The organism is Micromonospora marincola, from assembly GCF_056150385.1.
The window spans coordinates 1-22,374 of sequence record NZ_JAXCFT010000001.1 but is presented as its reverse complement, the minus strand read 5'-3'; the positions used below and the strand labels follow the sequence as shown (position 1 = coordinate 22,374).

General features: G+C 70.1%; 21 protein-coding genes. 8 read left to right on the top strand and 13 right to left on the bottom strand.

What is annotated here, in order from left to right:
- Nucleotides 1-18: 18 nt before the first annotated feature.
- The gene (locus tag SM450_RS00105) at nt 19-651 is read right to left on the bottom strand and encodes a hypothetical protein (protein WP_474617576.1); all 633 of its coding nucleotides are present in this window, start codon (nt 649-651) and stop codon (nt 19-21) included.
- A 1-nt stretch (nt 652) separates the two neighbouring features.
- The gene (locus tag SM450_RS00100) at nt 653-1,639 is read right to left on the bottom strand and encodes a DUF932 domain-containing protein (RefSeq protein WP_474617575.1); all 987 of its coding nucleotides are present in this window, start codon (nt 1,637-1,639) and stop codon (nt 653-655) included.
- 569 nt (nt 1,640-2,208) lie between these two features.
- Here SM450_RS00100 and SM450_RS00095 point away from each other — a divergent pair.
- From SM450_RS00095 to SM450_RS00085, 3 genes are read left to right on the top strand one after another with little or no spacing between them, the layout of a single operon-like run.
- Complete coding sequence (locus SM450_RS00095; protein ID WP_474617574.1) at nt 2,209-2,790, top strand: hypothetical protein; 582 nt, start codon at nt 2,209-2,211, stop codon at nt 2,788-2,790.
- Between the two features lie 6 nt (nt 2,791-2,796).
- A complete protein-coding gene (locus tag SM450_RS00090) occupies nt 2,797-3,300 on the top strand; it encodes a hypothetical protein (protein WP_474617573.1) in 504 nt (167 codons plus the stop codon).
- Nucleotides 3,297-3,896: a DUF3885 domain-containing protein gene (locus tag SM450_RS00085; RefSeq protein ID WP_474618328.1), complete on the top strand. Its 600-nt coding sequence runs from the start codon at nt 3,297-3,299 to the stop codon at nt 3,894-3,896. The genes SM450_RS00090 and SM450_RS00085 overlap by 4 nt, the downstream gene beginning before the upstream one ends.
- A gap of 460 nt (nt 3,897-4,356) precedes the next feature.
- On the opposite strand, the gene SM450_RS00080 is transcribed toward SM450_RS00085, so the two are convergent.
- The 8 genes from SM450_RS00080 to SM450_RS00045 form a co-directional block, all read right to left on the bottom strand.
- Nucleotides 4,357-4,713, bottom strand: coding sequence for a hypothetical protein (locus SM450_RS00080; protein WP_474617572.1), 357 nt, complete (start codon nt 4,711-4,713; stop codon nt 4,357-4,359).
- A gap of 360 nt (nt 4,714-5,073) precedes the next feature.
- Nucleotides 5,074-6,297, bottom strand: coding sequence for a hypothetical protein (locus SM450_RS00075; RefSeq protein WP_474618327.1), 1,224 nt, complete (start codon nt 6,295-6,297; stop codon nt 5,074-5,076).
- Between the two features lie 195 nt (nt 6,298-6,492).
- On the bottom strand, nt 6,493-6,807 hold the full coding sequence (locus SM450_RS00070) for a hypothetical protein (protein ID WP_474617571.1): 315 nt from the start codon (nt 6,805-6,807) through the stop codon (nt 6,493-6,495).
- Between the two features lie 151 nt (nt 6,808-6,958).
- Entirely contained in the window at nt 6,959-8,716 is a 1,758-nt protein-coding gene (locus SM450_RS00065; RefSeq protein ID WP_474617570.1) for a VirB4 family type IV secretion system protein, read from the bottom strand.
- Complete coding sequence (locus tag SM450_RS00060; protein WP_474617569.1) at nt 8,713-9,609, bottom strand: PrgI family protein; 897 nt, start codon at nt 9,607-9,609, stop codon at nt 8,713-8,715. Before SM450_RS00060 ends, SM450_RS00065 begins: the two co-directional genes overlap by 4 nt.
- Before the next feature lie 57 nt (nt 9,610-9,666).
- Nucleotides 9,667-11,961, bottom strand: a complete 2,295-nt coding sequence (locus SM450_RS00055) for a TrbL/VirB6 family protein (protein WP_474617568.1) — start codon at nt 11,959-11,961, stop codon at nt 9,667-9,669.
- Nucleotides 11,949-12,305 carry a pilin gene (locus tag SM450_RS00050; RefSeq protein ID WP_474618326.1) on the bottom strand — a complete coding sequence of 119 codons (357 nt, stop codon included), beginning with the start codon at nt 12,303-12,305 and terminating at the stop codon, nt 11,949-11,951. The genes SM450_RS00055 and SM450_RS00050 overlap by 13 nt, the downstream gene beginning before the upstream one ends.
- A 372-nt stretch (nt 12,306-12,677) precedes the next feature.
- Entirely contained in the window at nt 12,678-13,511 is an 834-nt protein-coding gene (locus SM450_RS00045) for a hypothetical protein (protein WP_474617567.1), read from the bottom strand.
- A 703-nt stretch (nt 13,512-14,214) separates the two neighbouring features.
- Between SM450_RS00045 and SM450_RS00040 the strand changes: the two genes are divergently transcribed.
- From SM450_RS00040 to SM450_RS00025, 4 genes are read left to right on the top strand one after another with little or no spacing between them, the layout of a single operon-like run.
- Entirely contained in the window at nt 14,215-14,904 is a 690-nt protein-coding gene (locus SM450_RS00040; RefSeq protein ID WP_474617566.1) for a hypothetical protein, read from the top strand.
- Nucleotides 14,897-16,135 (top strand): TRM11 family SAM-dependent methyltransferase, encoded by a 1,239-nt coding sequence (locus SM450_RS00035; protein ID WP_474617565.1) that lies wholly within the window; start codon nt 14,897-14,899, stop codon nt 16,133-16,135. The genes SM450_RS00040 and SM450_RS00035 overlap by 8 nt, the downstream gene beginning before the upstream one ends.
- Nucleotides 16,132-16,341, top strand: coding sequence for a helix-turn-helix transcriptional regulator (locus tag SM450_RS00030; protein WP_474617564.1), 210 nt, complete (start codon nt 16,132-16,134; stop codon nt 16,339-16,341). The genes SM450_RS00035 and SM450_RS00030 overlap by 4 nt, the downstream gene beginning before the upstream one ends.
- A gap of 3 nt (nt 16,342-16,344) precedes the next feature.
- Nucleotides 16,345-17,562, top strand: a complete 1,218-nt coding sequence (locus SM450_RS00025) for a tyrosine-type recombinase/integrase (RefSeq protein ID WP_474617563.1) — start codon at nt 16,345-16,347, stop codon at nt 17,560-17,562.
- A 987-nt stretch (nt 17,563-18,549) separates the two neighbouring features.
- On the opposite strand, the gene SM450_RS00020 is transcribed toward SM450_RS00025, so the two are convergent.
- From SM450_RS00020 to SM450_RS00010, 3 genes are read right to left on the bottom strand one after another with little or no spacing between them, the layout of a single operon-like run.
- Nucleotides 18,550-19,155 carry a transposase gene (locus tag SM450_RS00020; RefSeq protein WP_474617562.1) on the bottom strand — a complete coding sequence of 202 codons (606 nt, stop codon included), beginning with the start codon at nt 19,153-19,155 and terminating at the stop codon, nt 18,550-18,552.
- The gene (locus SM450_RS00015) at nt 19,134-19,625 is read right to left on the bottom strand and encodes a winged helix-turn-helix domain-containing protein (protein WP_474617561.1); all 492 of its coding nucleotides are present in this window, start codon (nt 19,623-19,625) and stop codon (nt 19,134-19,136) included. The genes SM450_RS00020 and SM450_RS00015 overlap by 22 nt, the downstream gene beginning before the upstream one ends.
- A gap of 55 nt (nt 19,626-19,680) precedes the next feature.
- Nucleotides 19,681-20,640, bottom strand: a complete 960-nt coding sequence (locus SM450_RS00010; protein WP_474617560.1) for an ArsR/SmtB family transcription factor — start codon at nt 20,638-20,640, stop codon at nt 19,681-19,683.
- A 58-nt stretch (nt 20,641-20,698) separates the two neighbouring features.
- Between SM450_RS00010 and SM450_RS00005 the strand changes: the two genes are divergently transcribed.
- Entirely contained in the window at nt 20,699-22,000 is a 1,302-nt protein-coding gene (locus tag SM450_RS00005; protein ID WP_474617559.1) for an MFS transporter, read from the top strand.
- Nucleotides 22,001-22,374 lie beyond the last annotated feature (374 nt).

Below are 22,374 nucleotides of genomic sequence, written 5' to 3'. Positions count from 1 at the left end.
CGCGGCACGTCGCGGCGGTCAGGGCTGCGGGATGTGCTGCCCGGGGGTGGGCCACGGCTCGGTAGTGGAGTCGGCGAGGGGCGGAGCGGCCTTGATGTGGGGTAGGCCGGGGTCGAGTTTCTGGCCGCTGCGGTCGAGGCTCAGCGCCCCGTAGGCGGTTAGGTGCGTGCCCACGGCGAGGGCTTGCGCACCGGTGAACAGCACGATCAGCCGGTGGGCGTCGGTGTCGTGCACGTGCAGCTCGACGTGGCCGTTGGTCAGCGGCCGGACCGGCAGGAACCGCTCGACCTGTGTCCCGTCCGGCACCGCCGCGCAGATCGCCGCACACAGGGTGGCCCACTGCTCGTTGACGAGGGCGTCCCAGTGCTCGGCGCGAGCGATCAGGTGCGCATGTTCGGCCTCGCTGCTCGCGTGCTCGGCCATCGCGCGGGCGACCTCGGCCGCCGCGAAGTTGGCGCAGACCCGGTTCGCCAAGGCGATCATCGCGGTGGAGGTGTGTCCCGGCTCGTGCACCGCCTCCACGGCGGGCAGGCCCGGTGCCGGGTGCACCGCGTCGGTGACGGTTTCGGTGGAGACTGCGGCGGTGTCGGCGGTGGGGTGCGCGCCGCTGCCGGGGCCGGGCTCGGTGGCCCGGCCTCCGTGCCGGGCCACGTCAGACCGCCAACAGCTCGAACGCGCGGGCCTTGATGTCCGCGCCGGCACCGGTCAGCGCCCGCGTCGCGCGGGCGAGGTCGGTCTTGGCGGGGGCGAAGTGGTCCACGTACTCGGTGATGGCCTGGTATCCGGCCCACCGGGTGCCCTTGATCGCCTTCTGCGTGTCCGCATCGCGGATGAGGTAGCGCAACGTGGCCGTCCGCTGCTTCGCGTTGTTCTTCGCCACGTCCGAGGCGTCGTCGGCGAGGGGCCAGACCTGGGTGACGATCTTCTCGAACTCACCCATGGTCAACGACTCGTTAATCATCTTCTCGGCTTCGGTCTCGAACTCGCCGAACGCCCTCCACATCAGGCCCAGGGCCTGCCGGGCCTCGGCGATCTTGCTGCTGACGTTCGAGGTGTGCCGGAAGGTGTACGAGCTGACCGACCGGGCGAAGGCGAGGTTCTGCGTGTTCTTGCAGACGATCCGCACCGGGGTCGCGTCGAGGCGTAGGGCGGCGGTGCCGTCGTGCGAGGTGGTCGCGGCGAGGTAAAGGTCCATGTCGTCCACCCCGGCGATCTGCATGGCCGTGGGCAGCTTCATGGTCACGAACACTGAGCGGCCCTTGCGCATCGAGCCGGCGGTCTCGAAGTGCGCGCCGGAGGCGTCGACGAGGAGGTTGAGGGTCTCGGCGACCTGCTCGTTCTGGACCACGCTGTAGTCCTCGCCGACCACACCGAGGTACTCGGTCTCGCCGGTGGCGGGGTTGGTCCGGACGGTCATGTACTTGTCGGGGCAGTCGACCTTCGTCACCCCGCGCTCGGTGACCTCGATGCCCTGGATGGCGATCTTGCGGACCTCCCAGCCACCCAGCCACGCCTTGCTCATGACCTCCTGCGCGGTCATGCAGGCGTCGGTGACAGTGCCAAGCTGGTGCCAGGCGGTCAGCCGCGCGGAGGCGAAGGCCGTCTGGCCGTTGGCGAGGGTTTCGAGTTCGTGTGCCACGGTGGCACCCCTTCCGGGTTGTGGGTGGTTCGGTCGGGCGTCGCGGCCGGGGGTTGCGTCCCCGGGCGCGACGCCGTCAACAACAATGTGTCCTGCCTCTACCGGTCGATCAAGCCGATCGTTTCGAGTCGATGAAGGTTTCTGCGGTGAATCTGACGCCCGCCGCCGGGCGTGGCCTACCGGGTGTCGGTAGCCAGGCGTAGCCGCCCGTCCGGGCCGTACGCGTACGTGTGGACGGTCTTGAACGGTGCTGGTAGGTAGCACGGTGAATCCGTGTTCGGGGATGAACCGCGTTCGGTACGCGCGGGTGATGCCCAACAGGTACCGGTCGGGCTTGTCGCTCACCGATCCCGGCGGGACGATGCCGGCCCCGGGCCGGTCCGCGCGGGCGCGGCGGTGCCGACCGATCGCGATATGCGGGCACAGCGACAGCGCGGCGGTCATGCACTCGGGGTGCCCCGGCGGGTCGGCGTAGCGCATCAGCTCGGCCGCGCGGGGCCGCCGAGGAACGCTACTGGGGGTAGGAAATATCAGCAGCGTGCGCTATTCGTGGCCGGTAGCCTGGCTCGGTGATCGACAGCGAGGGGATGTTCCTCGGCTCGGAGGCTGCGAGGCGGCTTGCTGAGCAACGCCGTGTCGAGTTGGAGCCTGGTTTGACGGCAGCGGAGTTTGACCGTGTCGAGGAGCGGTTTGGGTTCGAGTTCGCCGATGATAACCGGGCGTTTCTCTCGGCTGGACTGCCGGTGGGCCAGGGTTGGCCGGACTGGCGTGACGGCGAGGTCGAGCAGCTACGTGGTCGCCTCGCCTGGCCGGTAGAGGGCGTGCTGTTCGATGTCGAGCACAATTCTTTCTGGCACGACGAGTGGGGAGCGCGGCCAGCTGATCGTGGTGAGGCGCTCGCGGTGGCGGGCAAGCGGTTGGTCTCGGTGCCGCAGATGGTCCCGGTGTACTCGCACCGCTATGTGCCGGCCGGGCGCGGAACGTTCGGCCACCCGGTGTTGTCCATGTACCAGACGGACATCATCTTCTACGGCGTCGACCTGGTGGACTACGTCCATCAGGAGTTCGGCGCCGGCGACGGCCTCGATCGAAACGATCCGCGTTGGCAGCCACACGCGACGGTGGCGTTCTGGCGGGAGCTGGTCGGGTGATCGCCGGTGCCTGAGTACCGCGGCGACGCTGACGATCCTCGGTATGACGGGTGGTCGTACCTCGGCGACAGGTACCGCTGTCCGCTCGCTGACGCCGAATTGAGCTGTCATCACCGCGCGGGCCGGTTGCTGGCCGAGCAGCGAGACAGCGAGTTGCGGCAGATGGCGGCCGAGGGACACCGGTGTGCGTTCGTCCGGTTGATGGAGCTGCTGGTCGAGGCCGAGCGGGTGGAGGATCTGCGCGAGCTTGCGCTCAGTGGGGATGAGCGTGCCGCAGTGACGTTGGCGGAGTACTGGGTGCGCCGAGATGACGAGGCGGCGCTGCGCCGAGAGACAATTGTCCTGCCCCGCACCGGGTTGTGGCTGGCCAGCCTGCTGAAGGATCGCGACCGGAAGCGTGAGGCGGTGCAGGTGCTGACCGCGCTGGCCGCCGACGTCGGCACCGACGAGCGTCACCGCCAGGAGGCTCGGGGCATGCTCCAACGGTGGACGAGGCGGGATGCGTCGTGATGGCCGCGTCAGAGCTGGCCGACACCGTCCGCGCGGCGTGGCAGCAGCGGTGGCCGCAGTGTCCTGCGCTCGCGCACCAGCTGCGGGGGTGCTATCCCGAGCGATGGGTGCGCTTCCACAGCCTCCCCGGGTCGAAGCGATATGCCGACGACGCCAGCGAGTACGCGATCATCCTTGATCGCCACAACACGGTGCTGACCGAGCTGTCACCCGGCGTCTCGCTGATCGTCATCACCTGTGACTGGACCGGCCAGAACGGCCCTCCGCTGCAGCGTTCCCCGTTGCTGGCGCGACTCGACCCGGACGGCGTGTACTGGGCCACGGTCCAGCCAGATCCGGACGACGAACCCGACTTTCAGGTGTACTGGCATCTGTTCGCCAGCCGTCGAACGTGGCATCCGGGCGTCCTGGACGATCTGCTTCGCGCGGTAGCGGACGACGAACTGATTAATGTGATCATCGGCCCGTCGGACCTGCGGTGGCTCTATCACCCGTACGACGGCGGCGCCGACGTGATCCTTCCAAGCCCAGCTGACCGAGATGAGCTGCGGAATCGGCATCCGGAGTGGTTGTCTGGGCATCCGGCCGGACTGTGACGCCCGACCTTGCGGTTTGAGGAGTAACGGCTCAGGTCTGCCCTCAACCCGCCCACGGGTTGGGTCCCTGCCTGACCACCACGAAACCTGCTGGTTCGGGCGCTGGCCACATCTCCACGCAGTAGCGGAAATAATCACCGGGCTCGTCCGGATTCGGGCTACCACTCGGGCTGACGGCTACCGCCCGCGCCCGGAGAAACAGCACCCAACATTACGTTGCATCTGTTGCAACATCGCTCGGTTCACCCAGTAGCCCATCGGCTCCCCGCATAGCGAGCACCTCCGTTCGACCGCGAGGCGGGTCGAGGTGGTGGTGTTGATCGTGGTGAAGTCCACGTGTGACCCGTCGCCGGTCGGGTTGGGGTGGATGTTGACCGGCAGATGGGCAGGCCGCGCCGCGCGTCGTGAGGACGCGCGGCCAGCGCGGGCGGCAGCTCTGGCACGTCGCCGGGCGGGTACGTCATGACTTGCCGCCTACGGTGCCGGGACGGCTGTCCCTGATGGCGAGGCCCGGGTTGACCGCGCGCACGAGACGGGCCACCTCGTTCCACCCGGCCGCGTCGAACACGTGCACTTCGGCCGGCACCTGCGCGACCCGCAACAGCGTGAGAACGTCACCGGCGCTGTCCGCGTCGTCGAACACGATCAGGAGGTTCGTGCCGAGGATCGCGTACACCCGACCGTGATCGGGTGGCCAGGACAGCGAGGCGGCGCACCGGTGCGCGGCGAGCCACCGGCCGATGAGGTCGGCCGGGTCACCGTCCGGGGCGTCGGTGTCATACCCCTCGCCGTCGAGCCACGCCAGGTGATCAGTCACGGTCCAATCGGGGTGAGCGAGCCATGTCTGCCAGACGGCCTGCCGTAGGGTCAGCCGGGCCGGTACGCCCACCGGGTCGGCCGGTTGCGACCCGTGCGGGCCGGGCACCGGGCACAGCGGCGTGCCGTCGGTGTGTGACGCGGCCGGGCGCGCGGCGAACCCGTTCAGGGGCCAGTCACGCGGCGGCACCAGCAGAGCCGCTTGCTCGCATTCGGGGCAGCGCAGCGACCCCGGGCCGGTTGTCCGCCCGTGGTCGGGGTGATCGTGTGTGGTAGCCATCAGTCGTCGTCCCTTCCGGTTGTGGGTGGGCGTGCGGATGCCGGGGCCGGGCGTCGTGCCCGGCCCCGGCGGGGCGGTAGGTCAGGCAGCTACCGGCGCGGCGGCGGCCTCGTCGGTGCCGGCCTCGTCGCCGGTGGCGGTGTCGTCACCGGTGGGCGCGGCGGGAGTCTGCGGCCGGGTGAGGAACGCGCGCACCTCGGCGGTCGGGGCGGGCGCGTCGTCAGCGAGGGCGTAGGTTTCCGGGGCCTCGCGGGTCAGTACCAGCACCCCGGCCGTGGCCAGCTTCCGCATGCCGTTGCCGACCGCGCCGGGGCTGCGTCCGCCGATCTCACGGGCGACGGTGCCGGGGGTCACGTCGTGGCCGGGGCCGAGGTCGCGCATGAACGCCTCGACCCGGTTGCGCAACTCGTTCTTGCCCAACTTGACCGACCCGTCGCCGTTGATCTCCCCATTAGGGCGGCCGGTACCGGCAGCCCGGCGCACGGAGGGCCGGCGGATCTTGCGGGTGTGCCCGCACGTCGGGCACGTGGTGTGCGTCGGCGCGTTGGCCGGGTCCACCGTCGCGAGGTCACCGTCACCGATGATCCACAGCTCGTCCCCGTCCTCACCGACCGGCAGGCGACGCGCGGCACCGGCAACCTCCATCGCGGCGAGGACCGTGTCCCCCATCGCGACCGACAGGCCGCTCTCGTTGATCGCCGCATCGGCGGTGATCCCGTCCGCGTGCCCACCCAACACGCCCGCCATGATCAACACCTTCAGGTCGGGCTGACGCGGTCCGACCGGCGCACCCGACACCGGCGCACCCGACACCGGCGCACCCGACACGGGAACGGCGGACACCGGGGCCTCGGGCAGCGTCTGCGCCTCCGCCGCACCGTCGTCCGGCGTCACACTGTCGGCCGGGCTCGCCTCGTCGGCCGCATCCGGCGTCACGTCGTCAGCCGCGTCCGGCGTCACGCCGTCGGCCGAGGTCGCCTCGTCGGCCACGTCGGGCGTCACACTGTCGGCAGGGCTCGCGTCGTCGGTCGAGGTCGCCTCGTCGGCTACGTCCGGCGTCGCGTCGGTCAGAGTGGCGGGCTCCCACAGGTCGGCGCTCTTGCGGTTGCCGTTGGTTGGACCGGGGGTGCGGGTGGCCGTCCCCGTCGCTTCCATGTGCTTGAGGGCCTCGGTGACGACCGGCAGTGGCAGGTTTTCCTGTCCGGCGATCTTGCGGGCGGTCAGGCCGGGGTGGCGACCCAGCGCCTCGGCGACGGCAGCGCGGGCCTCGTCGGTACCGGCGGTCAAGTTGGCGTTTGCGGTCATGACAAAACCTCCACGAAAAGGGATGGCAGCGAATTCCGCATTGCGCGTCGTGCGCTTTCTTGCGGTTCCGCCAGGGCCGTTGTTTCGGTGCCCACGTCCATGGACCCTCTGCACGGGCCTTATGTCAACCCCGCTGTTCAAGACTCTTTCCGGGCAACTTTTTCGGATGCCGCGTTACACCTCCAACGCGGGGCATTAATCGACTACGAATAGCCATTGCGGGCGCTGTGAGCGCCCCTGCCGCACGTTGCCGCGCCCAGGGAACGGCGGTAGCGCGGTGGCGAGTAGCCGCCACAGCCCGACCGTGGCGGCGGGGGTGGCCGACACCGGCGGCACGATCTCCAACCAGCGGGCGCGGCGGGCGTGAGCCTGCCACACCCGCCGCCGCCACCACGCCCACCCGAGGCGGACGGCGGCGAGCGCGACGACGCCGGCGAGCAGCAGCGGCCAGTGCGCTCGGAGGAAGACCGCCATCGTTGCGGGCGTGTTGTCGGCCCAGGAGCCACACATGAGATCCCCGATGATGGAGCCCGGGACGCCGTCGCGGCTAGGAACGCAGGCCGCGGCGGGTGAGACCGGGTGGGGCGATGGTGTGGGCGGTGCGGCGATGAGCGACGGCAGTGGGGTGGACATGGCAGACTCCCGGCAGGTCAGTTGAACGTCAGCGGCGGCTGAGGGTGGGGCCGGTGACGACGAGCTGGTGCTCGACGTCGGAGGCAAGGCTGTGAAACGCGACCCGGCTGTTACCGCAGGCCAATAGGGCATCTCCGCGCGTCGCGGACAGCAGGAAGGCCCGCTCTCCGTCGGTGAGCCCGAACGCCTCGGTCACCGCGTCGATCGCCTGCGGGGCCTGGCGCAGCAGCACCTGCGTGGCAGCGTTGGAGACGACGGCGCGGCCGACCTCGGTGCCGAGCACGTCGGCGGCGTCCTGAGTGACCACGGTCAACCCGGCCCCGTACTTGCGCGCCGACTTGGCGAGGCGGAACAGGAACTTCGCGCCGAGCCCGGCGCGCAGCATCAGCCACGCCTCATCGACAAGCACCATGCGCCGCACGTCCGGCGATGAGGTGGAGACCGTGCGCCAGATCGCGTCCAGAGTGAGCAGCGTGCCGACCGGCTTCAGCTCGTCGGGTAGATCCTTGATCGCGTACACCACCAGGTGCCCCTGCGGGGCGGTGGTGGTGGGGCCGGCGAACAGGCCGGCGAACGACCCGGACACGTACGGGTGCAGCCGGGCGGCGAGGGACCGCCCGGCCTCGCCGATCTCGGTCAACGCCTGCGCCACGTCGGCGAGGAGCGGTGCGGGTCGCCGCCAGGTGCGCGGGTCGGTGGTGATGCCCTTCGCCCGATAGGCGGCCAGGACAGCGGCGTCGAGGACCGGCACGTCCTGCGGGTCGAGGGCCGCGGTGGTGTTGTCGCCTGCGGTGAGAACCGCGACGAACGTCTGCATGAACAGCGTCCGCCGGAACAGGGCATCGTCTCCGTCGGCGGCGGACAGATCGAGGGGGTTGATCCGCACGCCGGGCGCGCCCGGCCGGATAATCGTCCCGCCGACCGCCTCAGCCAGGCGGAGGTACTCGTCTTCGGGGTCGATGACGAACGCCTGCACCCCGAGGTAGAGGTTGCGCAGCAGGTCCAGCTTGGCGAGGTAGGACTTGCCTTCGCCGGAGCGGGCGAGGATGACGGCGTTGTAGTTCGACTGCGCCCACCGGTCCCACACCACCACCCCGGCCGAGGCGAGGTTCAGTCCGTAGAGCACCCCCATGCCGCTGTCACCGGCGGTGACCGGCAGGTCGGGGCTGGTGAACGGGAACGCGGCGGCGAGGGCGTCGGTGTCGAACACCCGCCGCATGCCGAGGGCGTCGACGGCCAGGGGCAGGCTGGTGACCCAACCCTGCAACTGCCGCCACGTCGCCGGGGCCACGTCGAACAGCAACGATGAGGCCAGGGCACGCACCTCGGCCACCCGGTCAGCGAGTTCTGCCTCGGTGTCCGCGTGCATAGTCAGGTACAGGCCGAGGCGAAACAGCCGGGCCTCACCTCGGGCGACCCGAGCGGCCAGCTCGGCAGCGTCCGCCGCGGCGGCGTCCAATTCCGGGTCGTCCAGGCGCCCCTTCCCGGCATCGGAGCGCCGCGATGACTCCAGCCGGCCGCGCTGCTTGCGCAGCCGGTCGGAGGCGATCATCGGGGCGACCGGTTCGATGTGCAGGGCGACGTCGACGCGGCCCGGGTAGCACAGGATCGGCTCCAACCAGCCCGCCCCGACCTCGGCCGGGTAGCCGATCACCGCCAGGGTTGCGCAATAGTCCTCGCCCACCCGCACGGACCGACCCCCGACGTCCACGGCGTCGGGACTGCCCGGCAGCAGGCTAGCGGCCTCCTCCGCACGGCGCCTACGAAGTGCATTGGGCAGCTTCACGCCTGCTCACCACCTTCCGGATCGTGCCGTCGGCCCGCATCGCCGGCAGCGACCCACGTCCCGGTGGGAGCCGCCGGGTCGAGGCACGCGGCGAGAGTCGTCTGGGTGTCGTAGCCGTCCAGAACCGTGGCAGCCACCTCGCACCCGGCCAGCGCGCGTACCGCCTCGTGGGCCTGGTGGGCGGTATGGCCGGGGCCGCGCCGCCCGCGCACGGCGACGGTGACCTGCCGGTGCAGCAGCTCGCGACCGGTGGCGAGATCGTCGAGGAACCCGACATGCGAGCGGGCCGCCTCCTCCAGGGCCGGGTGCGGCAACGCGGGGGCGTGGTGCTCGATGCAGTCGGCGACGTGCGTCAGGTTGACGCGCCGCGCGCGGACGAGGATCTGCGTCGGGGCATTGAGGCTGTTCAGCCAGCGGGCGAACCCGGCGACCAAGCCGTTCTGCTCACCGGGTGAGCGCAGCCCGAACGCGACCGTCGAAGCCGACACCAAGGCGGTGGTGCCGTCCGGGCCGAGGTCGATCAGCCCGTCGGCGGTGATGCCCTTCGCCGGCAGCCGCAGCGGCGCGGGCAGCGCCACCATGCCCCGCTTACTCGTAGTCGCCACCCAGGCGGGTGCCGGCTGGATGGGCGTATCGGTCGGCACGAGGTGATGCGGGGCGCGGCGGTGCCGGATCGCGGCCAGGAGCCAGCTGTCGAGGCTGATCCCGTCGCGGCGGGTGACCGCGAGGAAGAAGGCCGCTCCGGCGACCGGGATCGACCCGGCGATGAAGTACAGCGGGTTGACCACCGTTGCCAGGGCGGTCCAGACCGCGTAGAGGATCAGTGCGGTGACGGCCAGGATGACCACTTGGCGGAGGGCCAGGCCGAACACGATCCGATCGGGCCGTTCCACATCGGCCGGTACTCGAGCCCTCAGCGGCTCGTCGGGCGTGCGGCGGGACACCGGTGATCACTCCCCCTCGGGACGGCGACGGATCGGGCGCTGCGGCTGCGACGGCACGGACGGGCGCAGCGGACGGGTGGACGGCTTCACGCGCGGCGGCGCGGCGGGTGCCAGGTCGGGAGGCGGTGCGGACGCCGGCGCCGGAGCGGGGACGGGACGGCGAGCCGGCGATGGGGCTGCCGGACGCACCACTGGCCGCACGGACGGGGACGGCGGGTCAGACGCGGACGGGCGGACGGGCGGGGACGCAGCGGCCAGTGGATCCGTCCGCCAGGTCGAGGCGGGGCGTGCGGTCGGGGACGGAACTGCTGTCCGCACGGACGGGGAGGGGCGAGCCGCCGGAGCCGGCCGCGCCGCTGGGGTCGCCCGGACTGCTGGCGAGGGTCGGGCCGCTGGGGCCGGGCGGGCCGCCGGGTTGGCGGGCTGGTTGGAGCGCGGCGGGGTGGCGGGGTTGACACTGGCGGTTGAGGGCGGGCGGGCCGGCGTTGCCGGTGCTCGTCTCGCCGCCGTCGGGCGTGGCCGAGGCGGTGTCGCCGGCGCGGCCGAGAACGTCGGTGTGACGGGGGCCGGCGGCCGTTTCGGTGCGATCTGGGCTGGCGGTGCCGCCGAGAACACCACCGCTGGCGCCTTGGTGGAGGCCGGCCCGGAGCCGGTCGCGGTGCTACGTGTGACCGGGGTCGAGGTGACCGGTGGGTGGCTGAACGGGAGCGCAGTCAGCGGTGGCACCGAGGCGGGCGGCGCCGGCTGCGGACCCGGCGCGGCCGAGAAGACAGCGGGTGCAGCGGCACCGGTGGCGGGGGTTGTCACGGCGGGCGGCGTGGCGTGGCTGAAAGCCGCCGTGGTCGTCCCGGCGGGCTGCGCGAGGGGTGTGTGCGGGGACGGGGCGTGGCTGAACGCGGCGGGTCCGGCAGGCAGCGGGGACGGACGGGACGGTCCCGGTCGGGGCGAACGGGGCGTGCCGGGCCGGGGTGCGCGGACGGGTCCGGGACGGCCGGGACGGGGTGCCGTCCCGACCTGCCGGGCGGCCGTTCCCGCCGTCCGTCCGGCGGTGGCCTTCGACCCGCCCAGCACGCCGGCCGCCAGGCCGAGGGTCTTGAACGTCAGGTAGGTGGAGACGAGCTGGCCGAGCAGCCCTCGGCCGCGGGACTGGCCGAGAGGGCCGAGGATGAACTGCTTCATCCAGCCCGGCAGTTTGATCTGGACCCACAGCATGGTCAGGCAGACCCCGATGCCGAGGAACCCGTCAGCGGTGATCGGCAGGCCGAGGACCGCCGGTCCGGTCGGGGTCAGGAACACCCGAACGGTGGCCAGCATGATGAAGGCTTGGGCGAGTTGCATGCCCAGGCACGCCCCGAACGCCCGCCACCAGGTGTAGGCCAAGCCCTCGGTCTGCGGGGTGGCGTGGCACATCAGCGCGAGCGGCGCCACCCCGATCAGCAGGATCGTGGCCGCCACGCGCAGGATGAAGGTCAGCACGACCACGATGGCCATCACCAGCGCGGCGAGGACCATCAGCGTCAGCAGGAAGTTGTTGCCCTGCCCGGCGTTGGTCAGCGCTTGGGTGAGCGCGCTTGCGGCGGCCGGGCCATCGACTCCTTGGCCGGCAATCGCGGCGGTCACCGCGTTGGCGACGATGAGGATCTTCGCGCAGAGCAGCAGCGACAGGTTCGCGCCGACCCCGCCGATGACCAGGCGGGGCAGGATCTCCTTGAGTCCGTGCCGGCTCTGCAAGGTCTCGCGCGAGGTCACGACGAACCCGCCGACGATCACGAACAGCACGAAGACGGCGTTGGCGATGACCAGACTCGTCGTCCATATCGCTCTGACCTGCGAATTGGTCGTCAGGTCCGGGGTCGACAGCACCGTCTTGCCAAGGGTGTCCATGACCGGGGCCAGGCCGGTCTCGACCATCCAGACGAAGAAGTTGTTGATGCCCTTCCGGATCTGGCCGGAGATGTCGTACCAGGCCGGGTCGCCGTCGGTCGAGGTGGCCGGCGGCGGTGTCGGACTGGTTCCGGGCGACGGGTCGGGCGTCGGGGTGGGAGCGGGCGTCGGGGTGCCCGTCGGCAGCGGGCCGATGGGCCTCGGCGTGGGGACGGGGATCGGGCCGCTGGGTGACGGCGGGGTACCGGGGGTGGGCACACCCGGCGCGGGGGCGGGAATGGGGTTGGCCTGCGCGGGCGTGGCCGTGACGGCGATGCCGCCGGCGAGGCCCAGGCTGAGCAGCAGTGCCAGGGCCAGCCGTGCCTGGCGGGAGATGCGCTGTGCGGCGTGGGTCGGCAGCATGGCTACTTCACCCACTCGCCGACGATCCTGACGAACAGCGGCGCCAGCAGCGCGAGGGCGTAGCCGATCGCGGCGGACTTCATCGCGAGCTTGCCCTTCTCGGTCTCGCTGGGGTCACCGTTAGCGGCGAGGTAGCGCAGGCCGCCGACGGTCAGGAACAGCGTGGCGACGGCGACGAGGATGCCGACCAGCCAGACGCGGATGTTGTTGACCACCGCCTCGATCGAGTCGGCGGCCAGCGGCACCGACGCTCCGGCGTCGGCGGCGTAGGCGGCCGTGTCGCCCAGGACCGTGGCGGAGGTCAGGACGGCGGCCACGACGATCAGGGCCGGGATGAGGCGGGTGGCCTGGTAGAGCATCCAGTCGGAGGGGTGCAGTCGGGGCCGGCGGGGACGCAGGGACGGCTTGCGCCGCGCGACGGGCTCTCGGGTGGGCTTGCTGGTCATGGGTGGGACACCTCCGGGTCGGGCCGCAACCGGCCCCGGGGCGTGGCGGGGCTCGGTTGCGGCGCGGTGGGTGACAGAGGCGGGAGGCATCGACCCGCACACGGTGACCAGGGGTCCGACCGGCACGGAGGCCGTCCTCCTCACGAAGGTGTGGTGGGCCGGGCGAACGGGGTGTCAGCGCCGTCAGCGGGGCCGGTCGGGGAGGTCACCGGTGCGGGAAGTCCCGCACTAGGGGAATACAAAACCGAGGGCCGATTTGGAGAAGCGCAGCTCAGCGGGGGTGAGTCATGGACGGCGCACTGCCGCCTCCGTGGCGGTGGTGATGCCGGTGGCCTCGGCGATGACGTCAGCGGTCGGGTCACTCAGCGCTCCGGATCGGATCCCGGTGACGAGGCGCTGCACGGCGGCGCTGCGCCGCTTGTAGACACCCCAGCGGGGCAGACCGGTGCGCTCGGCGTACGCGGCGAGGCTGGTGTCCTCCAGGAACGTCCCGCCGATCAGGTCCGCCTCGGCGACGGTGATCACCCCGAGGCGCACCGCGCGGGCCAGCACCAGGTCCGGATGCCCGTACGGGGCGGACGGCAGCACCGAGCAGGGCGCGAAGTTCACCTCCCCCGACGCCGCCGGCTCCTGCCCGCGCAGCGCGGCGCGAGCGCCCGAGAACGCGGCGTTGAGCAGGGCGTTCACGATGCCCGGCTGGTCAAGCTCAACCGTGTTCAACGCCTTGAGGAACGCCTCGACCAGGGCGGCGTGCAGGTCGCCGGACGACAGCTTCGACAGCAGGTGCACCCGGTGCCGCAGACCAGGCAGGGCCACACCGACCGCGCCGACCACCCACCGGTCCTCGCCGGTGCGGGCTCGGGTAACCAGAAGCCTCCACACGGCATCCTGTGCCGCGGCGTTGCAGGAGGGGTGCATGAGAATCGCCGACAGCTCGGCCAGCGCGATCCGGCGACGCGGCAGGCCGTGACCGAGCTGCCGGCCATCGACGGCTTGCGGCTGCGGGCCTTCGCCGCACAGCCGGAACCGGTAGTCGATCGCGTCAAGCAGTGCCCCGCCGGACCGTGATCCCGCGTGACCGACGAGCGTCCCGGCGGAGGGGCGAATGTTCGCAGACATGGGCGTACTCCCTGGTGGTGTTTGTGATTGCCGGGCCGGCGATCGAAGGCCGGTCGGCGGTGCAGCACCCACGCCACCAGGGCGCTTGAACACAACTTGAACGCTGATGATCTTGTTCTAGGCTGAACTGAGCGTGATCAGCTGGAACGACGATGACAGCTCCCGACGCGATGCCTGGCAGTGGCTCCGCCGGACTCACGGCCGTGTGCAACCGACTCGCTGCCCGTTCAAGCCGCCGCCCGACGGGGACACCGGTCGCCTCGTCAAGGGCTCGGACAACCGCGTACGCACCCGAAGGCATCGACGCGAAAGGCCCGCCCCGAAGGGCTCGGGCCGGAGGTGTTCATGGTAGGTGGCAGTCCGCGAGCTACGACAGAGCGTGTTCACGGCATTCCGTTGCCGAGACGACCGTGTTCAAGGTGAGAGTTTGATCTTGTTCATGGCATCGCGAGAAGCGATAGGTCACCGCAGGGCGCTGCCGGCTCGGCCGTTACACCTCTCTATCTCGGTCGCAGCCTGTCAAACGCTGGTGTTCAACCCCTGACCTGCACGTTCAACCTCCTCACGATCTTGTTCATCCAGGTTGAACACGCCGAACGCATCAGGCTCAGCGGCCGGCGGTCGGGGCGCTGTCCTCCAAATCGAGGCCCTGATCTGTATTCCCTTAGTGTCAGCGCTTGTCGGCGAACGTGGCCCACCACCCATGCCGCAGACCCACTCGCACCACCCCGAACGCCCACCCGTCGGGCTGTTCCTCGTCCCCGCCCACCGCCGCGACGCGCCGCTAGCCGATCCGGCCGCCTGGCACGGACTCGACCCGCAACGCCTCGCCTGGCTGATCCGGCACTACACCCGCGACGGCGATCTCGTGGCCGACCTCGACAACCACCCCACCGTCGCCAGCGCCGCCCGGTACCTGCACCGCCACTCGGGCACCATCACTCCCGACGGTGGCGGCCTCCGAGTCACCGACGGACGGCCCGTCCGCGCCCGGCGCGTCGCCGAGGACGGCGTTGCGCTGTTGCTGGCTGGGCTCCCCCGCCCCGATCACGATGACCTCGGATTGCGCGACACCGCCGCAGCGATGCACCGGTGGCACCGGCTACTGCGCCCCGGCGGCTTCGTCCTCGTCGCGCTGCCCATCCACGGCATTGAGTCGGGTCAGATCTCGCGGCGCAGCATCGTCATCAGCGCCGCCCGCATCGCCGGGCTGAACTACCACCAGCACATCCCGGTGCTGGTGTTCCCCCTCCCGGGCCACGACCCGCGCACCGACGCGGCAACCGCCGCGAGCACCGTCCCCGCGCTGCTGCACGGGCGGCATGTGCGCACCCACATGGACGTCCTGGCGTTCACGGCGACCACCCTCGACCAGGAGGACACCGATGCGTGAGCCCATCCCCACCGCCGCCTCCACCACCGACCACGACGCCAGGGACGTCGGGCAGCTGTTCGCTCTCATCGCTGCCGGGACGCAGGGCTCGGTCCTCCTGACCGGACAGACCGCCTCCCGAGACCTACGGCGCGGCCGGTACACCCCGGCCTCCATGGAGCACCCGGGCAAGATGCTGCCCACCATCCCCCGCTACCTCACCGCCACTTACACCCGGCCCGGCGATCTGGTGGTCGACCCCATGGCCGGCATCGGCACCACCCTCGTGGAAGCCATGCACCTCGGCCGACACGGCATCGGCGTCGAGTACGAGAACCGCTGGGCACAACACGCCGCCGACAACATCCACCTCGCCACCAGCCAAGGCGCGACCGGCACCGGCGAGATCTACACCGGGGACGCCCGGCGGCTCCCCGCCCTGCTGCCGTCCGATGTCCACGGCCGGGTCTCGCTGGTCATCACCTCACCGCCGTACGGGCCGTCCACCCACGGCCACGTCCGCACCCCCGGCCCCCGCCGAGGCAAGGTCCGCAAGATCCACCACCGGTACGGTGCCGACGCCGGCAACCTCGCCTACACCGAACACGCGGAACTGGCCGAAGGATTCACCCAGATCCTCACCGGCTGCGCCGCCGTGCTGCGGCCCGGCGGGTACGTCGCCGTCACCGCCCGCCCCTACCGCCGACGCGGCGAACTCATCGACATCCCCGGCATGGTCGCCGCCGCCGGACTCGCCGCCGGACTGACCCTGGTCGAAGAACTCGTGGCGCTCATCGCCGGAGTCCGCGACGGCGTGCTGGTGCCGCGGGCCTCGTTCTTCCAGATGAAAAACGTCCGCGACGCCATCAACACCGGCGATCCGCAGTGGCTCATCCAGCACGAAGATCTTCTGCTGTTTCAGCTACACAGGTCGAACCACAACCCGCACACCTCCGCCGAGGACGGCGTCACCCTCGCCGCACCGCCCGCCGGCCGTGGGCTTGATGACTTCACGCCAACCGGCGTGGATCGACGGGCACACCCGGCGCACCCCGCCAACCCCGGCGGCAGCGTCACCCACACCCGGCCCCACCCGGGCCGGGACGCTGAAAGGACACCCGCACCGTGCCCGCCCCATCCACACAACACCCCCGGGCCCGACCGGGCCGTCACCATCGCCCACCATCCGCCCGCCGGCCCCAATGCGCTGTGCCAGCAGGCCGGGGCATGCGACACGGCAGACCGGCCGTGAGCGCCTCGACCGCCGGCGAGTGGCGGCCCGATCCTCTCCTGAGCATCGAGGATGTCTCTGGCTGGCTCGGCAAGCCGAAGAACACCCTCTACGCCTGGCATAGCCGAGGCAAAGGCCCACGCGCCATCCGCGTCGGCAACACGCTGCGCTACCGGCGCAGCGAAGTCGAACGCTGGCTCGACGCCCACACCGATCCGGAGCGCTGAGCCATGGCCCGACCTCCACTACCCATCGGAACCTGGGGCAACATTCGCACCGAGAAGCTCGGCCCCAACCGGTACTGCGCCCGAGCCCGCTTTCGCGACTACGACGGCAGCACCCGCGACGTCGAGGCCACCGACACCACCGGCCCCGCCGCCATCCGGGCACTCAAGGTCAAACTTCGTGACCGTGCCGCTCCCAACGACGATGAGATCACCCGGGAGACCCACATCAGCAGACTCGCCAGCCTTTGGCTCGACGAGATCACCGCAGAGGAGCGTCTCGCGCCGCAGACCATCTGCCAGTACGAAGTCAGCGTGCGCGTCTCGGTCGTGCCCGCCCTGGGTAATCTTCGTATCCGGGAGGCCACCGTCGGCCGCATCGACAAGTTCCTGCGCAAGGTCGCCGAGGACCGCCCGACAGCCGCCCGGCTCGCGAAGGTCGTCCTCACGCAGATGCTCGCCCTGGCCGTACGCCGTGGCGCACTGACGACCAACCCGGTCCGCGACACCGGCCGACTACGCAACCCGCGCCGCAAGGTCGTCGCCCTGGAAACGGAGCATCTGGAGGGCGTCCGTGCGGCGATCCAACGGTGGCAGCAGACCACCCCCGGCAAACCCGGGCCTCGGCACACCGGCGATCTGGGCGACATCGTCGACCTCATGCTCGCCACCGGCGCCCGCATCGGGGAGATCCTGGCAGCGCGCTGGGAAGACCTCGACCTAGCCGCCGAACGCCCGACGCTGACCATCTGCGGCACGATCGTCTACCTCAAGGGCAAGGGCTTCTTCCGGCAGGACTGGACGAAATCCGACGCCGGCTTCCGAACCGTTGTCCTTCCTCGCTTCGCAGTCGGCATGCTGATGGCCCGAAAGCTCAACGCCGCCGACAACCCCCACGACGCAATCTTCGCCTCACGGCGCGGCACCTGGCTGTCTCCGCAGAACGTGCGCCGCCAGTGGCGGCAAGCCCGCGCCGACGCTGGCCTCGAATGGGTCACGCCACACACCTTCCGCAAAACCGTCGCCACCCTGATCGATAAGGAGGCCGACGCCAAGCACGCCGCAGCCCAACTCGGGCACGCCACCGAGCAGGTCACCAACAGGCACTACATCGTCAAGCCCGCTCTCGCCCCGGACAGCTCCGACATCCTCGAACAACTTGGTGCTGGCCGGGCCACGACGGGGCACGAGCATCGCCCCCATGGCCCACGCCGGACGGGATAGACACACAGGGACCGTCCCTCGACATGCCCACCACCGACCCGCTAGAACCCGATCGGCCTACCCAGCGTTACTGAGGGTTTCAGGGTCCGCGGACCTAAAGCTTCTTGATGCGACATGCTTCCTGAGCTGGCATTTGATGATCTTCAGTAGGCCCCGTCCGGTCAGGGGGCGGAGGCGCCCCCTGACCGGACGCACCGCAGCCTTACTCCCTATCACCAGCCACGTACCGGTGCAGTGCGAGGAGGATGAGCACAGCGCCGCCGAACGCCCCACCACCATTGAGGACGGCCCTGGGCATGTTCGCGCCTCCGAAGTAGGACAGCAGAGTAGCCGCGACTCCAACGAACGTGGCCGCTATAAGAATCATGGCGACCCAGACCGAGCGTGGTACGTGCGAGGGGGGCGTAGGGGACAACGAGGGAGGACTTGAGGTCACGTTCACATTTCCTTCGTTAGGGCGATTACTGCTGCAGGACCGTCAGCCTGCCGTCTGCTGTCTGGCTAGCACATCTGGTCATGGATTTTGCCGACGAGCGAAAGGGTCCTTGTGCGCCGTTCACCGGTGGTGGCGCTGAGACGGGGCAGGGCTGATAGGCGCGGCCAATTTCAAGAGCTGAAGAACCTCAGGGCGTTGAGCGCGTCCGCGCTTGACCCTCCGGGTCGGCCGAGTCGCCGTCGCCGTCGCTGTCGTTGCCTTGCTTTGGCCATCCTTGGACGTCGTCCGACTGCCCTCTTTGGCTCGGAAGGCGGTCCGGGTCCGAACGCCGCGTCAAATTGACGCTGCGCGACGTCTGCGTCTTGCGCGGTGCCACGCGAGTCATTCCTTTCTTTGAGGGGCGTTCTGGCAGCGAATCTCGCTCTGAGACCCACTGCATAATAACCACGTACGGCATTTGTCACAGCGAGACGCGTACAAGCCTGTTTGGCGCTTCGTCTCGACGCTTGCGTCACACCAACGCTGTCCACGCAGCTACAGATCTTGAATGGTCAGGTTGTGTCAGGTTCGAGGGTCAGGCCGGTGTGGGCGAGGAACCCGTAGAGCAGGTCGGGGCGGTACTGGATGCTCTTGAGCCGGTTGCGGATGATCGCGAGGAGGTGATCGACGCCGGTGACGGTGAGGTTGCCGATGCTGCGTTTCAGGTGGGACCAGACGCCCTCGGTCGGGTTCAGGTCGGGGGCGTAGGCGGGTAGCCGGATGACGTGAAGCCAGTCCCGGGCGTCGATCATCTGCCGCATAGCGGCGGAGACGTGGGTGTTCAGGTTGTCCCAGACGCACACGATCGGGCCGCCGAGTTGTTGGTGGGCGGCGTCGAGCAGGGCGATGTAGTCACGTTCGCTGAAGCTGCGTCGTTCGTTCTTGCGGCCGCGGTGCACGATCGTGCGGTAGATCAGCCGGGACCGCTCGCCGGGCCGGTAACAGGTCAACCCGGCGATCGAGACCCGACCGGACCCCTTGCCGGACACCGGGACGACCGGGGTGCGGCCACGTCGGCCCCAGGTGCGGACCTTGGGTGGGCGCAGCGTCTGACCGGCCTCGTCCTCGAAGACCAGCCACGCCTGCCGCTGCGCCGCTACCGTTTTCCCGCAGGCCACGTCTCCTTACGCCACGTGGCGATCGCGGCCTCGTCACGCTCGACCGCACGGTGCTTGGGCACCTGCACCGACCAGCCCAGCCGGTACATCACATTCGCGGTGCCGCGCAGCGTGTAGCGGACGCGGAACATCCGAGTGACCAGGTCTGACACCCGCGCCAGGGTCCACCGCTGATCGGCACCGAACCCGTGCGCCGCCGGGCCGTCCTCCAAGGCATCGGCCAGGCGCTGCAACCGGGCCTCATCAAGGCGACAGCGAGACCCGCCAGGCCCCTTCGAGGCCAGAGCGTCCTCACCACCGGCCCGCCACCGCTTACGCCAGCCATACACCGCGGTCTGCGACACCCGCAGCCTGCGCGCGACCTCCGGCACCGACACGCCCTCAGCGAACCAACCGGCCGCCCGCCGCCGTACCGCCTCACGCTTCGCCCGCCCCCGCGCGGACAGCCCACCTCCGTCGGGATACCTCATTACCTCGGCCTACGTGGTCAATCCCCGAAGGTCATGTCGACACGCCGGACCCCCGTCAGAACGATGAGGCTCCGGCTACGAGCGCCCGCGCTATATCCGTCCACCAGTAGAGGACCTCCCGGCCCGACCGGCGCTTCTGGAGCAGGCCGGCCTCCGTCAGCACGCGCAGGTGACCACCGACCGTGCCGAGCGGCAGTCCGGTCGCGGCGACCACGGCCGTGGTGCTGACCGGCTCGGCCGCCTGCACCAGAACTATGCTCCTTGCGTTCCCGAGCAGGCGGCGCAGAGGATCCGGTGTGGTGGGAGCCTCCTCGGTGAAGATCCCCGTCACCGGATAGACGATCCCGAAGCGGTCGGGCAACCTCCAGGAAATCCAGCCTCCCCGGCAGTGAGCCGCGAAGAACGTCACCGTCCCGCCCCGCACGTCGTACGGTGGGTAAGGCCGCTCCTCGACCTGCAGCCGGCCGTCGCCGAGCCAGCGCATGCCCGGCCGCATGTCGTTGATGACCCCGGACCATCCGTCCCTGCCCAGGCGGGAGATCCGGGACACCACATCGGCGCGCAGCACCGATTGCCTGCGCGGCCAGTCCGCCTCAATCGTGTGGCACCAGACCCAGCGCAACAGAGCGGCCGTCCGGCTCACTAACCCTGTACCGCGTAATTCCGGGGCCAGCGGGGAACGTACGCGGGCCAGATCCTCACGGATTCGGTCGTCTGTCAGCGACTCCAGCTCCACGAGCTCGTCGTCCAGCGTCATGTCCGGACGGGCGGGCGGCACCGTCAGGAAGTCAGCCATCCAGGAGGACGAGATCGCGTGCGCCAGAATGGCCGCGGTCATCGGGTCGCCGTCGAGATAGCCATGGAAGGCATCGACATGCTGGTCCCGCCAGACCCGGTGCCACGGAAGCGGCTGACCCCGGCGCAGGATATTGAGCGCCCCCAACGTCTCGGTTAGCTGTGAACTGCCGAAACGCGCGCGCGCCATCACATCGCCGTCGACCAGGAACACTGCCACGTTTCGCCTCCAGTCGAAAAACTAGGGTGGCGGCGCGGGATACCGCAAGCTCCTGGCCATGCCAAGCGACACCCAGCCAAGCGACCCGACAACCGTGAGCGCGCGAAACTTCAGGGCTCTCTGGGCCGGCGCCGCGGTCACTAACCTGGCCGACGGTGTCGTCAAGCTGGCCCTGCCCCTGGTGGCCGTCTCGATGACGGACTCCCCGGCCCTGGTCGCCGGCATCACCTTGGCTAACACTCTGCCCTGGCTGTTGTTCTCGCTGCCCGCCGGCGCGCTCGCCGACCGGGTCGACCGCCGGAGCCTGATCATGACAATGGCCGCCGCGCGCGCCCTGGTCCTCGCCGTGCTCGTGGGTGCCATCCTCGCCGACATGCTGCCGCTGGCCGGCCTGTATGCGGGGGCGCTGCTCCTCGGCGCCGCCGAGGTGTTCGCCGACACAACCCGAATGTCGGTCGTGCCGATGATCGTGCCCCGCAATCGCATGGAATCCGCGTTCGCGAAGTTGACCGCGACCGAGACCGCGGCCAACGAGTTCATCGGGCCACCTCTGGGTGGCCTGCTGGCCGCCGCCGGACTGGCTGTTGCTCTCGGCGCCGGCGGCGTGGGCTATGCAGGCGCGCTGCTCGCCTTGGCAATCATGACCGGCCACTACCGCAGCAACGGTTACCCCAGACCGGCGACGAGCGCGTCCGGCCTCCGCGCCGACATCTGGGAGGGCATCCAATACGTGTGGCGGGAAAAAATCCTGCGAAACCTACTGCTGGTGGCCGGCGCGGCGAGCGGATGCTGGGCGGCCTGGATGGCGGTCATCGTCGTCTATGCGATCGCACCCGGACCGATGAACCTGAGCCACTCAGAATACGGACTGCTGATCGGCGCCCTGGGAGTGGGCGGCGTCGTGGGAGCCTCCGCCGCGACCGCCCTGGTTCGCCGGCTGGGACGGCAGGTCGTCCTCGCCACGTCGATGGCTAGCTTCGCCGTGCTGCTGGCAGCACCAGCGATCACCTCGTCCCCCCGGCTGATCGCCGTGACGACCGTCCTGGGCGGCGCCGGCTCCGGCGCATGGAACGTCACCTACAGTTCGCTGCGCGCACTCGTCGTGCCCGACGAGATGATGGGCCGCTACAGCGGAGTCAGCCGTCTGACCAGCTGGGGATCAATGCCGCTCGGGGCTCTGGTCGCCGGCTTCACAGCGGAACTGATCAGCGTAAGAGCGGTCTTCTTGGGCGGAGCAGCACTCTGCGCCCTCGTGCTCGCAGCGACGTTACGAACGGTCACATCATCCGAATTCGGACGGGTAGAAGCCCGCGCGACCGCCTTTCACGAACCTGCACCGGTCCAGCCGCACCGATCCTGACTTCCGGGTCACCCCGGCGAGGTTGACTCTCACTCGGACCCACCGCTCTGACCCTCGATCTCGAACCGCTAATCCTGACCTTTCAGCCTCTGTAGGTGACGGGTAAACGCACTATCGCCTGCCGTTGTCAGTACATCACGCACATCCGGTGCGCCTCGAAGCAGATTCCGACGACAGTCACGGCAGCGCAAAGGTGGAGGAAATAAGGCATAAGCCTTCTTCTACGTGGGACTCCGCCCAGGTCGCCACGTGCGCGGCCTGCTCTTAGGGCATTCCTAAAGGACGTCTCGTAACTCGGTAGCCGGTCCATGGTGGATCATGTCGGGGTGCAGGTGATCTCGGCGGCCCGCCAGGAGTGGATCTTACCGTTCACC